This window comes from Streptomyces sp. NBC_01235 (genome assembly GCF_035989285.1).
Taxonomy (GTDB): Bacteria; Actinomycetota; Actinomycetes; order Streptomycetales; family Streptomycetaceae; genus Streptomyces.
In genome coordinates this window covers 7,616,092-7,629,888 of sequence record NZ_CP108513.1, presented here as the reverse complement: position 1 = coordinate 7,629,888, position 13,797 = coordinate 7,616,092, and the positions used below count along the sequence as shown (strand labels likewise).

Below are 13,797 nucleotides of genomic sequence, written 5' to 3'. Positions count from 1 at the left end.
CTCGGGAAAGGCGACGACTTCGTGCACTCGTCCTCCTCCGACAGACCGCGCCGCAGACCCGCCGTCACCGCGGCAGCAGCACTCGGCCTGTTGATCGCGGCTGCGGGGATCGCCCAGCCGACCGCGGCCTCGGCCACGACGCAGGACAACCCTCCCGCTGTTCCGACCAGCTTGCACACCTCGCCGGTGACCTCCTGCGACGGCACCACCATCGTCGGCGACACCGACGTCTATCTGTACGCGAAGGTCTCGGACCCCGACGGCGGCACACTGGGCGTCGACTTCCTCCTGTCGCGGCGCGACAGCGAACCCGCCGACGCGATCGCAGAAGCGCAGGTGTCCGCCGCGTCCGGCACAAATGCCGTCTACATCATCCGGAAGGACAGACTCGAGTCCGCGGCAGGCGGTTCCATCACCGAGTTCGACTGGAAAGTCCGGGCCAGCGACTCCGACCACACGAGCGACTGGTCGACCGTCTGCCACTTTTCCTTCGACCCGACGCATCCGGGCACGCCCGTGATCGCCGAACCCGGGGCGTCCACCGTCGGACAGCCGTTGGGCATCGCCGTCAGTGCGCCCAGCGGCGGGACCGTACCGACCGGCTACCGGTATCAGCTCAACGCGGGCGGCCCGGTCAACGTGACCGCTGACGCGTCCGGCAACGCCACCATCACGGTCACCCCGACCAGCCAGACCAACATCCTGTCGGTCACCAGTGTGTCCGCAGGCGGCAACTACGGCGAGACAGCGACCATTTACATCATCTCGGCCGCGCCCTCAACGAACCAGGCCGACGGCGACCTGACCGGCGACAACATCCCCGACCTGGTCACCGTCGGCGCCCAGAACGGACTCCCGTCAGGTCTGTGGCTGGCACCCGGTACCGGTGAGGGAGACGTCAGCGCCTCGCCGACCGACATCGGCGTCAACGGCAACGGCCGTAACAGCAACGGCTCGCCGTCGGACTTCGACGGCTCTACGGTCATCACCGGACGCTTCACAGGCGGCGCTGAACAGGACGTGCTCGCCTACTTCCCGAACGGCATGTATGCGGGCACCGGCATGATCATCAAGGGCAACGGAGACGGCTCGCCGCTCAGCCCGGTCAGCGGGAACAGCTTCCACATTCAGGGCGGTTCGTTGCAGGACATGTACGGCGACAATCCCGTCCAGCTCGCCAATGCCGGAAACACCTCCGGCCGCAACACCGGACTGCCCGACCTCATCGGCATCTCCGGTGACAGTGCCAATGGTTACGCCCTCAACCTCTATGCGAGCGGCTTCAACGCCGGCCTCTACTTCCCCATCACACTCAACGCCACCACACCCGACGGCACCGCGGACTGGAACGACTGGACCGTCGCCACCATGCAGCTGCCCGGCGCGGGCGGCGGAAGCAGTACCGCGATGTTCCTGTGGAACAAGTCCACCGGCGAGCTCGACCTGTGGGAGAACCTGGCCGCCGACCCGGAGACCGGCGACCTCACGTACACCGCCTACCCGGTCGCCACCGAGTGGAACACCGGAGCCGCTCCGAACCTCCAGGCCGCCGATGCCAACGGCGACGGCGTACCCGACCTGTGGGCCGTCTCCGACGGCGGGACGGTCACGACCGACCTCTTCACCGACCTGTCCAGCACCACCCCGGCGACCGTCACCCGCATCACCGGGACCCTCACCACTCCTTGAGTCGTCCGGTGACCACCGAGGCGCCGACGTCACCCGTCGGCGCCTCGGATCGGCGGTGAGCGGCTACCGCAGCAGCACCCCCGCCCCCTCCACCGCCTCCTCGGACGGCACCTCCAGCAGTCCCAACTCCGCGCCGGACGCCAGCAGTCGGTGGGCCGGCAGGATGCGGACCGTGTAGCCGAAGGGGCCCGTGCGGTCCAGGGACAGCGGGCCCTCGTACACCCACCTGCCCTCCAGGTCGGGGCCGCCCGCCGGTTTCAACGGGACCGTCGCCGCGTCGGTGATGCGGTCCTCCTCGTCGACCCGGCCCGAGACGGCCTGGACCTCGACGTCGTCGGGGGCGAGGTCGCCGAGGCCGACGCGGACCCGCAGCGAGAGGGTCGTACCGAGTTCGGCCGTGGTGGTGGCCACCGACGTCTCGACGTGGTCCACCGTCACCGCGTGCCAGGCCGAGCGCACCCGCCCTTTCCAGGCGGCGAGTTCACGCGCGGTGTCGGGGGCCATCGTCCGGTGCGCCTGGGCGGCCGGGGTGTAGAGGCGTTCGACGTACTCGCGGACCATGCGTCCCGCCAGCACCTTCGGGCCGAGCAGGGTGAGGGTCTGGCGGACCATCTCGATCCAGCGGTCGGGCAGGCCCGCGCGCCCGCGTTCGTAGAAGCGGGGGGTGATGCGCTGTTCCAGGAGGTCGTAGAGGGCCGCCGCCTCGATGTCGTCGCGGTGGTCGGGGTCGGTGCCGGCGCCGTCCGCGGTGGGGATCGCCCAGCCGAAGTCGGGCTGGAACCATTCGTCCCACCAGCCGTCCAGGACGGAGAGGTTGAGGCAGCCGTTCAGGGCCGCCTTCATGCCGCTCGTCCCGCACGCCTCCAGCGGCCTCAGCGGATTGTTCAGCCAGATGTCGCAGCCGGGGTACAGCTTCTGCGCCATCGCCATGCCGTAGTCGGGGAGGAAGACGACACGGTGGCGGACCCGTGGGTCGTCCGCGAACCGGACCAACTCCTGGACCAGACGTTTGCCGCCGTCGTCCGCCGGGTGCGCCTTGCCCGCCACCACGATCTGGATCGGGCGGTCCGGGTGCAGCAGCAGGTCCATCAGGCGGTCTCGGTCCCTCAGCATCAGCGTCAGCCGCTTGTACGACGGGACGCGGCGCGCGAAACCGATGGTGAGGACGTCCGGGTCCAGGACGCCGTCGATCCAGCCCAACTCCGCGGTGCCCGCGCCCCGTTGACGCCAGGACGCCCGCAGCCGCCGGCGCACCTCCACCACCAGCTGCTCGCGCAGATCGCGGCGCAGCTCCCAGATGTCCTGGTCGGGGATGTCGGCGACGGCGTCCCAGCGGTCGGAGCCGCCGACGCTCAGGGCGTCCTCGGCGCGCTCGGTGCCGATCTGGCGGGCGCCGAGGCGCAGGACCTCGGGGGCGACCCAGGTCGGGGCGTGCACGCCGTTGGTGACGGAGGTGATCGGCACCTCGTCGGGGTCGAAGCCCGGCCACAGGCCGGAGAACATCTCCCTGCTCACATGGCCGTGGAGCAGCGACACACCGTTCGCGCGCTGCGCCAGCCGCAGCCCCATCACGGCCATGTTGAAGAGGTTCGGCTCGCCTCCCGGGTACGTCTCCATGCCGAGGCGCAGGATGCGGTCGACGTCCATGCGCGGGAGTTCGGCTTGGGGTCCGAAGTGGCGGGCGACCAGCTCGCGGTCGAAGCGGTCGATGCCGGCCGGGACGGGGGTGTGGGTGGTGAAGACCGTTCCGGCCCGGACGGCTTCCAGCGCCGAGTCGAAGTCCAGTCCCGTGTCGGCGAGTTCCGCGATCCGCTCCAGCCCGAGGAAGCCCGCGTGGCCCTCGTTGGTGTGGAAGACCTCGGGTTCCGGGTGCCCGGTCAGCCGGCAGTACGTGCGTACGGCCCGGACACCTCCTATGCCGAGCAGCATCTCCTGGAGCAGCCGGTGCTCGCTGCCGCCGCCGTAGAGCCGGTCGGTCACCCCGCGTTCGCCGAGGTCGTTCTCCTCGACGTCCGAGTCGAGCATGAGGAGCGGGACCCGGCCGACCTGGGCCAGCCAGACGCGGGCGTGGAGCTGCTTGCCGACCGGGAGGGCGAGGGAGATCTGCGTGGGGGTCCCGTCGTCCTCCCTCAGCAGGGTCACCGGCAGCTCGTTGGGGTCGAGGACGGGGTAGTGCTCCTGCTGCCAGCCGTCCCGGGACAGCGACTGGCGGAAGTAGCCGTGCCGGTAGAGCAGTCCCACGCCGATCAGTGGAACGCCCAGGTCGCTGGCCGCCTTGAGGTGGTCGCCGGCGAGGATGCCGAGGCCGCCGGAGTACTGCGGCAGGGCGGCCGTGACGCCGAACTCGGGCGAGAAGTAGGCGACGGCGGCGGGGAGCCCGGCGGTGGAGGGCTGCGCCTGGTACCAGCGGTCGCCGGTCACGTAGTCGTGCAGGTCGTCGGCGGCGGCGGTCAGCCGGCGCAGGAAACGGCGGTCCTCGGCGAGTTCGGCGAGGCGTGCCGGGCGCACGCTGCCGAGGAGTCTGACCGGGTCGCCGTCCGAGACGGCCCAGCGCTCGGGGTCGACGGACTGGAAGAGGTCGCGGGTCTCCGCGTGCCAGGACCAGCGCAGGTTGCGGGCCAGATCGTTGAGCGGGCGGAGGGGTTCGGGGAGGAGGGGTCGGACGGTGAATCGACGGATCGCCTTCACATTCCACCTCGGCGTAGCGCGTTCGCTGGATGGACACACGGCGGTGTGCGTCCACGTCTCCCAAGACGGTACCGGCGTCGGCCTCGGCCTCGCTGAGGGCTGGCCGCCCCAAGGCCCCCGCTTTTCGGCCTGAACGGCCTCGGCGTCAAGCGCCGGACGGGCTGAAGTGCCCTGACCCGGCGCCGCACAGGCGCTTCGGCAACGGGCCGAAAACCCTGTTTCTCCCTCGTAGGCCACCTTGTGGCGCTTCGCCCCTCGCGAGAGGCTGCCCAGTGGCGTGCCCGGCCAAGCCGTCGTGCGCCGAGTCGAGGAGGGGAACTCGAAACCATGGCACGGACGCGCACACGGCGTCTGCGCCGGGCGGGGAGCCTGACCGCGGTCGCCACGACCGTGGTGCTGTCGGCCGTCACCCTGCCCGCGCACGCCGCACCGGAGGGGAAGATACTCGGCGCCGGTCTGCCCGGCTCCGTCGGCGGAAGCTACCTCGTGACGCTGAGGGGGGACACGCCCGCGTCGTCGAAGGCCGGGCGACGCCTCGTCGGGACGTACGGGGCGAGAATCAGCCATACCTACGGCACGGTCCTCAACGGGTTCGCCGTCGAGGCCGACGAGAGACAGGCCCGGCGGCTCGCGGCCGACCCGCACGTGGCGTCCGTCGTCCAGGACAGCCGCGTGACGCTGGACGTCGTCGGGAAGAACCCGCCGTCCTGGGGGCTGGACCGCGTCGACCAGCCGAGCCGGCCGTTGGACGGCAACTACCGCTGGCCGAAGTCCGCGGGCGCCGGTGTCACGGTGTACGTGATCGACACCGGCATCCGGATCACGCACGACGACTTCGGCGGCCGGGCGAGCTACGGCTGGGACTTCGTCGGCGGTGACCGTGTCGCCGCCGACGGCAACGGACACGGCACGCACGTCGCCGGCACCGTCGCGGGCGCGTCCCTCGGCGTCGCCAAGAAGGCCAAGGTGGTGGCCGTACGGGTGCTCGACAACGCCGGTGCGGGCACCACCGCGCAGGCCGTCGCGGGCATCGACTGGGTCACCCGGCACGCGCACAAGCCCGCGGTCGCCAACCTCAGCCTGGGCGGCGGGTACAACGCGGCGCTGGACGCCGCCGTGCGCACCTCCATCCGGTCCGGCGTCACCTACACCGTCGCCGCGGGCAACGTGGGGCAGCCGGCCGCCCTGTACTCCCCCGCCGACGTACGGGAGGCCATCACGGTCGGCGCGACCGACCGCAAGGACACCAGGGCGGGCTTCTCCAACTACGGTTCGGCCCTCGACCTGTTCGCGCCGGGCGTGTCGATCACCTCCGCGTCGTACACGAGCGACACCGGCCGCGTGGCCCACTCCGGTACGTCGATGGCGTCGCCGCACGCGGCGGGCGCGGCCGCGCTCTATCTCGCCGACCACCCGAAAGCCATGCCCGCGGCGGTCGCGAGGGCGTTGGTCGCGGGGGCGGTGAGCGGCAAGGTGTCCGGCCGGGGGGCCGGTTCGCCGAACAAACTCCTACAGGTCCCACAGTCCGGGTAACGGGGCTCCAAAACCGGCTCCGTTCCTCTCGAACGGAGCCGGACTTGTGTGTAGACATACGCGTGAGAGTTAACAAAGTGCCGGATTGCTCACCCGAAGAGGGTGGGAAGGCTCCCTCGGTACACGACCCCACATCCATCCGCCCACCCTCGTTGATGCGGACAGGAGCGGTCATGCCCGCCACGCACCACTCGTCAGCACCCCCGACACCCCGCACCAAGGCCACACAAGCCCCCGAAGCACCCCCGGAGGCGCTCACCGTGCGCCCCGCCGAAACCGCCACCACCGTCGGCACCGACACCGCCGACACCACCGACACCGGACCGTCCGTCACGGAGCGACCCTCCGCGGACGGCCACGCCACCGCCGTCGGGCGCATACCCGTCCTCGACGTCCGCCCGCTCGTCCAGCAGGGACGCCGTCCGGCCAAGGCCGTCGCCGGTGAGACGTTCCAGGTCTCGGCGACCGTGTTCCGGGAGGGACACGACGCCGTCGCCGCCAACGTCGTGCTGCGGGACCCGGACGGCAACCCCGGCCCGTGGACGCCGATGCGTGAACTCGCCCCCGGCACCGACCGCTGGGGCGCGGACGTCACGCCGGACAGGACCGGCCGCTGGACCTACACCGTTCAGGCGTGGGGGGATCCGGTCGCCACCTGGCGGCATCACGCCCGCATCAAGATCCCCGCGGGGATGGACACGGAGCTGGTCCTGGAGGAGGGCGCCCGGCTGTACGAGCGGGCGGCCGCCGGAGTACCAAAGGGGCCGGACCGGACCGTGCTGCCGGCCGCGGTCGACGCCCTGCGTGACGAGACCCGCCCGGCCGCCTCCCGGCTGGCGGCGGCGCTGACGCCGGAGGTCGAAGCCGTCCTCGGCCGCCATCCGCTGCGCGACCTGGTCACCGCCTCCGAGCCGCTGCCTCTGCTGGTGGAGCGCGAACGCGCCCTGTACGGCGCCTGGTACGAGTTCTTCCCCCGCTCCGAGGGGACTCCAGAGCGTCCGCACGGTACTTTCCGCACCGCCGCCCGCAGGCTCCCGGCCATCGCCGCGATGGGCTTCGACGTCGTCTACCTGCCGCCGATCCACCCGATCGGCACGACCTTCCGCAAGGGCCGCAACAACACGCTCGACCCCGGTCCGGACGACGTCGGCGTGCCCTGGGCGATCGGCTCGCCCGAAGGCGGCCACGACGCCGTCCACCCCGACCTGGGCACCCTCGAGGACTTCGCCCGGTTCGTGGAGCGGGCGCGCGAGCTCGGCCTGGAGATCGCCCTCGACTTCGCCCTCCAGTGCTCCCCCGACCACCCCTGGGTGCAAAAACACCCCGAGTGGTTCCATCACCGGCCGGACGGGACGATCGCATACGCCGAGAACCCGCCGAAGAAGTACCAGGACATCTACCCGATCGCCTTCGACGCCGATCTGGACGGCCTCGTCGCCGAGACCCAGCGCGTGCTGCGCCACTGGATGTCGTACGGAGTGCGGATCTTCCGCGTCGACAACCCGCACACCAAGCCGGTCGTGTTCTGGGAGCGGGTCATCGCGGAGATCAACCGCACCGACCCCGACGTGATCTTCCTCGCCGAGGCCTTCACCCGCCCCGCGATGATGCACACGCTCGGCCAGATCGGCTTCCAGCAGTCCTACACCTACTTCACCTGGCGCAACACGAAGCAGGAACTGACGGAGTACCTCACCGAACTCTCGGGGGAGGCCGCCTCCTACATGCGGCCCAATCTGTTCGCCAACACCCCCGACATCCTGCACGCCTACCTGCAGCACGGCGGCCGCCCCGCCTTCGAGGTCCGCGCCGTCCTCGCCGCCACCCTCTCCCCGACCTGGGGCATCTACAGCGGCTACGAACTCTGCGAGAACACACCGCTGAAGGAAGGCGGCGAGGAATACCTCGACTCGGAGAAATACCAGCTCAAACCCCGTGACTGGGCCGCGGCCGAACGCGAGGGCCGCAGCCTCGCCCCCCTCGTCACCCGGCTCAACGAGATCCGGCGGGCGAACCCGGCCCTGCACCAACTCCGCGATCTGCACTTCCATCCGACCGACAAGGAAGCGGTGATCGCCTACTCCAAGAGGAGCTCGAAGAAGAGCGGCTCGAACACGGTTCTGGTGGTCGTCAACCTCGACCCCCACCACACCCAGGAGGCGACGGTGTCGTTGGACATGCCGCAACTCGGCCTGGACTGGCACGAGTCGGTGTCGGTGCGCGATGAGCTCACCGGCGAGACCTACCACTGGGGCAGGGCCAACTACGTGCGCCTCGAACCGGGCACCCGGCCCGCGCACGTACTCACCGTCCTGCGACCGTCCAACCCGCAGATCGGAGGGTCACCCACACCATGATCGTCAACGAGCCCGTTCCCGACACCTTCGAGGACACCCCCGCCAAGGACCGCGACCCCGAGTGGTTCAAACGCGCCGTGTTCTACGAGGTCCTCGTCCGCTCCTTCCAGGACAGCAACGGCGACGGCGTCGGCGACCTCAAGGGAATCACCGCCAAACTCGACTACCTGCAATGGCTCGGAGTCGACTGCCTCTGGCTCCCGCCCTTCTTCAAATCACCACTCCGTGACGGCGGATACGACGTATCCGACTACACCGCCGTCCTCCCCGAATTCGGCGACCTCGCCGACTTCGTGGAATTCGTCGACGCCGCCCACCAACGCGGCATGCGCGTCATCATCGACTTCGTGATGAACCACACCAGCGACCAGCACCCGTGGTTCCAGGAATCGAGAAAAGACCCCGACGGACCCTACGGCGACTACTACATGTGGGCCGACGACGACAAACAGTACGGCGACGCCCGCATCATCTTCGTCGACACCGAGGTCTCCAACTGGACCTTCGACCCCGTCCGCAAGCAGTACTTCTTCCACCGCTTCTTCTCCCACCAACCGGACCTCAACTACGAGAACCCGGCCGTGCAGGAGGAGATGATCTCCGCGCTGCGGTTCTGGCTGGACCTGGGCATCGACGGCTTCCGCCTCGACGCCGTGCCCTACCTGTACGCCCAGGAGGGCACGAACTGCGAGAACCTCCCGGCGACGCACGAGTTCCTCAAGGGGGTCCGCAAGGAGATCGACGCCCACTACCCGGACACGGTGATCCTCGCCGAGGCCAACCAGTGGCCCGAGGACGTCGTCGACTACTTCGGCGACTACGCCTCCGGCGGCGACGAATGCCACATGGCGTTCCACTTCCCCGTCATGCCCCGCATCTTCATGGCGGTACGCCGGGAATCCCGCTATCCGGTGTCGGAAATCCTCGCCAAGACCCCGGCGATTCCCGCCAACTGCCAGTGGGGCATCTTCCTGCGGAACCACGACGAGCTGACCCTCGAAATGGTCACCGACGAAGAGCGCGACTACATGTACGCGGAATACGCGAAAGACCCGCGGATGCGCGCCAACATCGGCATCCGCCGCCGGCTCGCCCCGCTCCTGGACAACGACCGCAACCAGATCGAGCTCTTCACCGCCCTGCTCCTGTCCCTCCCCGGCTCGCCGATCCTCTACTACGGCGACGAGATCGGCATGGGCGACAACATCTGGCTCGGCGACCGCGACGCCGTCCGCACCCCCATGCAGTGGACACCGGATCGCAACGCAGGTTTTTCGTCCTGTGACCCCGGACGGCTGTCCCTGCCGACCATCATGGACCCCGTCTACGGATACCAGGTCACCAACGTCGAGGCGTCGATGTCGTCGCCCTCGTCGCTGCTGCACTGGACCCGGCGGATGATCGAGATCCGGAAGCAGAACCCCGCCTTCGGCCTCGGGACGTACACCGAACTGCAGTCCTCCAACCCCGCCGTCCTCGCCTTCCTGCGCGAATTCGAGGACGACCTGGTGCTGTGCGTGCACAACTTCTCGCGCTTCGCACAGCCCACCGAGCTGGACCTGAGCCGGTTCAACGGGCGGTACCCGGTGGAGCTGTTCGGCGGGGTGCGCTTCCCGGCGGTCGGCGATCTGCCGTACCTGCTCACCCTCGCGGGCCACGGCTTCTACTGGTTCCGGCTGCGCCGCGACGCGGCCTAGAACCCCGCGGCGGGGCGGTTTCCCCTGCCCCGCCCGGGGCACGCATCAGTAACACCCCGACCCCCCGGGGAAAGGAATGTGACGCCATGGCGGAAACGGTCACACTCTCCGGCAAGACGAGCCCCGGCCTCCTCGCGTCGCTGGACCCCCTGCTGCGGGAGTGGCTGCCGCGGCAGCGCTGGTTCGCCGGCAAGGGGCGTCCGGTCACCGGGTTCTCGCTGGTGGCGGCCACCGAGCTGCTCCCGGTCGGCGCCCGGCTGGGCCTCTACCACCTGTTGGTGCGCGCCGAGCAGGGCGCCGGTCCCGGCGACTGCTACCAGCTCCTGATCGGCGTTCGCCAGGCCTTGCCACCCCGGCTGGCGCCCGCGCTGATCGGGCACGTGACACAGGGGCCACTGGCCGGGCGGACCGTGTTCGACGCCCTGTACGACACCCGGCCCGCCGAGGTGCTGCTGGAGGCGATGCGCACCCGGGCCCGGATCGGCGGACTGCGCTGCGAGCGGGACCCGGAGCAGGAGATCCGGTCGGGGCTGGTCCCGCGCCGGCTGACGGGCGAGCAGTCGAACTCGTCCGTCGTCTATGGAGATACGTTCATCCTGAAGCTTCTGCGCCGGGTCGTGCCCGGCGTCAACCCCGACCTGGAACTGCCGCTGGCGCTGGCCCGCGAGGGCTGCCCCCGGGTGCCCGCGCCGACGGCCTGGATGGAGGCGCACCTCGAGGGGGAGCCGTACGTCCTGGCCGTGCTCCAGCCGTATGTGCAGGGCGCGGCCGACGGCTGGGAGCTGGCGCTGCGGGAGCTGGCCAAGGGCGAGGACTTCGCCGCGGAGGCGCGGGCGCTGGGGCGGGCCACCGCCGAGGTGCACGGGGCGCTGGCCCGGGCGCTGCCCACGGCGACGCTGGGGCACGCGCAGATACAGCCGATGGTCGACGGCATGGCCGTCCGCCTCGACGCGGCCGCGCAGGCCGTGCCCGCGCTGCGCCCGTACGCGCCGGCGCTGCGCACCGCCTTCACCGCGCTGTCCGACCTCGCGGCCGAGGGCCACACCTGGACCGCTCAGCGCGTCCACGGCGACCTGCACCTCGGGCAGGTCCTGCGCGCGGCCTCCGGGGAGTGGTCGCTGATCGACTTCGAGGGGGAGCCGGCCCGGCCGCTGGCCGAGCGGCGGATGCCGCAGCCCGCCGTGCGGGACGTGGCGGGCATGCTGCGCTCCTTCGACTACGCGGCCCACTCGGCCGACCCTCCGGCCCCGGGCTGGGCGCACGCCTGCCGGGGGGCCTACTGTTCCGGGTACGCCGAGGTGGCGGGAGTCGACCCGCGCACCGATCCCGTGCTGCTGCGGGCCTACGAGACGGACAAGGCCGTCTACGAGGTCGTCTACGAGGCCCGCCACCGCCCCGACTGGCTCCCCGTACCGCTGTCCGCGATACACCGCCTCGCCGCACCCGACCTGCCTTGAGGAGGCTCCGTACGTGACTCCCCCGAAGAAGAAGGCCCCCAAGAAGGCCGCGCAGAAGGCCACAGGGAAGAAGTCTTCCAAGGCCAAGGCAGCCAAGGCCCGGATCGAGGCCGCGGCCGAAGCGAAGGCCGACCACGGGGACGAGTCCAAGGCCGGGTCCGTCAGTCCGCCGGAGGCTTCCGCCGCCGACCGTGAGCGTCTGCTGCAGGGCACCCACCATGCCCCGCACTCGGTGCTCGGTGCGCACCCGGTGCCCGGCGGGGTCGTCTTCCGGGCGCTGCGCCCGTACGCGCGGTCCGTCACGGTGCTCGCGGGCGACCTGCGCGCCGAGCTCCACGACGACGGCGACGGCTTCTTCTCCGGCCTGCTGCCCCTCACACAGGTCCCGGCCTACCGGCTCCTCGTGGCGTACGAGGGCACGACCGTGGAGACCGAGGACGCCTACCGTTTCCTGCCCACGCTGGGCGAGCTGGACCTGCATCTGATCGGCGAGGGCCGGCACGAGCAGCTGTGGACGGTGCTCGGCGCGCACCCGACGACCCACCAGGGTGTGCCCGGCACGGGCTTCTCCGTGTGGGCGCCGAACGCGCGCGGGGTGCGGCTGGCCGGCACCTTCAACTTCTGGGACGGCACGGCGTATCCGATGCGCTCGCTCGGCTCGTCCGGAGTCTGGGAACTGTTCGTGCCCGGGATCGGCGAGGGCGAGCTGTACAAGTTCGACATCACCCGCCCCGACGGCTCGCACACCCTGCGCGCCGACCCGCTGGCCAGGCGTACGGAGGTCCCGCCGGCGACCTCGTCGATCGTGCACGCCTCGGCGTACGTGTGGGGCGACGACGAGTGGCTGGCGCGCCGGGCCAAGATACCCGTGCACGAGGCGCCGTTCTCCGTCTACGAGGTCCATCTCGCGTCCTGGCGGCCCGGCCTGACGTACCGTCAACTCGCCGAGCAGCTGCCCGCGTACGTCAAGGACCTGGGCTTCACCCACGTCGAGCTGATGCCGGTCGCCGAGCATCCCTTCGGCGGATCCTGGGGGTACCAGGTCACCGGTTTCTACGCGCCCACGGCCCGGCTCGGCACGCCGGACGACTTCAAGTACCTGGTGGACGCGCTGCACCGGGCCGGCGTCGGCGTCCTGATGGACTGGGTTCCGGCGCACTTCCCGCGCGACGACTGGGCGCTGGCCGAGTTCGACGGGCGTCCGCTGTACGAGCACGAGGACCCGCTGCGGGCCGCCCACCCCGACTGGGGGACGCTGGAGTTCGACTTCGGCCGCCGCGAGGTGCGCAACTTCCTGGTGGCCAACGCCAGTTACTGGTGCGAGGAGTTCCACATCGACGGCCTGCGGGTGGACGCCGTCGCCTCCATGCTCTACCTCGACTACTCACGCGAACCGGGGCAGTGGACCCCGAACGAGCACGGCGGCCGGGAGAACCTGGACGCGGTGGCCTTTCTGCAGGAGATGAACGCGACGGTCTACCGCCGCAGCCCCGGCGTCGTCACGATCGCGGAGGAGTCCACGGCCTGGGACGGCGTCACCCGGGCCACGGACCACCCGGGGCCGAGCGGTTTCGGCGGGCTCGGCTTCGGCCTGAAGTGGAACATGGGCTGGATGCACGACTCGCTGGAGTACATGACCCACGAGCCGGTGCACCGCCGCTACCACCACCACGAGATGACCTTCTCGATGGTGTACGCCTACAGCGAGAACTACGTCCTGCCCATCTCCCACGACGAGGTGGTGCACGGCAAGCGGTCGCTGGTGTCGAAGATGCCCGGCGACTGGTGGCAGCAGCGCGCGAACCTGCGGGCGTACCTGGCCTTCATGTGGGCCCACCCGGGCAAGCAACTCCTCTTCATGGGGCAGGAGTTCGCGCAGGGCGCGGAGTGGTCCGAGGCGCACGGCCCGGACTGGTGGCTGCTGGACCCGGCGTACGGCGCCGAGGCCGACCACCGGGGTGTCAGGGACCTGGTCCGCGACCTCAACGGCGTCTACCGGGCGACCCCGGCCCTGTGGCAGCAGGACACCGACCCGGCCGGTTTCCAGTGGGTGGTCGGGGACGCGGCCGAGGACAACGTCTTCGCCTTCCTGCGCTACGACGCCGAGGGCGCCCCGCTGCTTTCCGTCTCCAACCTCTCCCCCGTGGTCCGCCACGACTACCGCCTCGGCGTCCCCGACGACGTACCGGCCTGGCACGAGGCCCTCAACACCGACGCGGCGGCGTACGGCGGCAGCGGCGTCGGCCGCCCCGACCCGGTCAAGCCGGAGCCCCAGGGCTGGCACGGCCGCCCCGCGAGCATCCGCCTGACCTTGCCCCCACTGGCAACGGTGTGGCTGAGGCCGGCTTAGGCGGGCCGGGGGTCTGAGGGCCGAGC

General features: G+C 70.7%; 7 protein-coding genes. 6 read left to right on the top strand and 1 reads right to left on the bottom strand.

What is annotated here, in order from left to right:
• Window positions 1-21 precede the first annotated feature (21 nt).
• Window positions 22-1,689: a hypothetical protein gene (locus tag OG289_RS34465; RefSeq protein WP_327317949.1), complete on the top strand. Its 1,668-nt coding sequence runs from the start codon at window positions 22-24 to the stop codon at window positions 1,687-1,689.
• A 63-nt stretch (window positions 1,690-1,752) separates the two neighbouring features.
• Here the strand turns inward: OG289_RS34465 and OG289_RS34460 are convergent, their stop codons facing one another.
• Window positions 1,753-4,377, bottom strand: a complete 2,625-nt coding sequence (locus OG289_RS34460; RefSeq protein ID WP_327317948.1) for a glycosyltransferase family 1 protein — start codon at window positions 4,375-4,377, stop codon at window positions 1,753-1,755.
• A 327-nt stretch (window positions 4,378-4,704) separates the two neighbouring features.
• Here OG289_RS34460 and OG289_RS34455 point away from each other — a divergent pair, with 327 nt between their 5' ends.
• The 5 genes from OG289_RS34455 (at window position 4,705) to glgB (ending at window position 13,771) form a co-directional block, all read left to right on the top strand.
• On the top strand, window positions 4,705-5,910 hold the full coding sequence (locus OG289_RS34455; RefSeq protein WP_327317947.1) for a S8 family peptidase: 1,206 nt from the start codon (window positions 4,705-4,707) through the stop codon (window positions 5,908-5,910).
• A gap of 173 nt (window positions 5,911-6,083) precedes the next feature.
• Window positions 6,084-8,267: an alpha-1,4-glucan--maltose-1-phosphate maltosyltransferase gene (locus tag OG289_RS34450; RefSeq protein ID WP_327317946.1), complete on the top strand. Its 2,184-nt coding sequence runs from the start codon at window positions 6,084-6,086 to the stop codon at window positions 8,265-8,267.
• On the top strand, window positions 8,264-9,964 hold the full coding sequence (gene treS, locus OG289_RS34445; RefSeq protein ID WP_327317945.1) for a maltose alpha-D-glucosyltransferase: 1,701 nt from the start codon (window positions 8,264-8,266) through the stop codon (window positions 9,962-9,964). The genes OG289_RS34450 and treS overlap by 4 nt, the downstream gene beginning before the upstream one ends.
• 86 nt (window positions 9,965-10,050) lie before the next feature.
• On the top strand, window positions 10,051-11,421 hold the full coding sequence (locus OG289_RS34440) for a maltokinase N-terminal cap-like domain-containing protein (protein WP_327317944.1): 1,371 nt from the start codon (window positions 10,051-10,053) through the stop codon (window positions 11,419-11,421).
• A gap of 13 nt (window positions 11,422-11,434) precedes the next feature.
• Window positions 11,435-13,771: a 1,4-alpha-glucan branching enzyme gene (gene glgB / locus OG289_RS34435; protein WP_327317943.1), complete on the top strand. Its 2,337-nt coding sequence runs from the start codon at window positions 11,435-11,437 to the stop codon at window positions 13,769-13,771.
• Window positions 13,772-13,797: the final 26 nt, after the last annotated feature.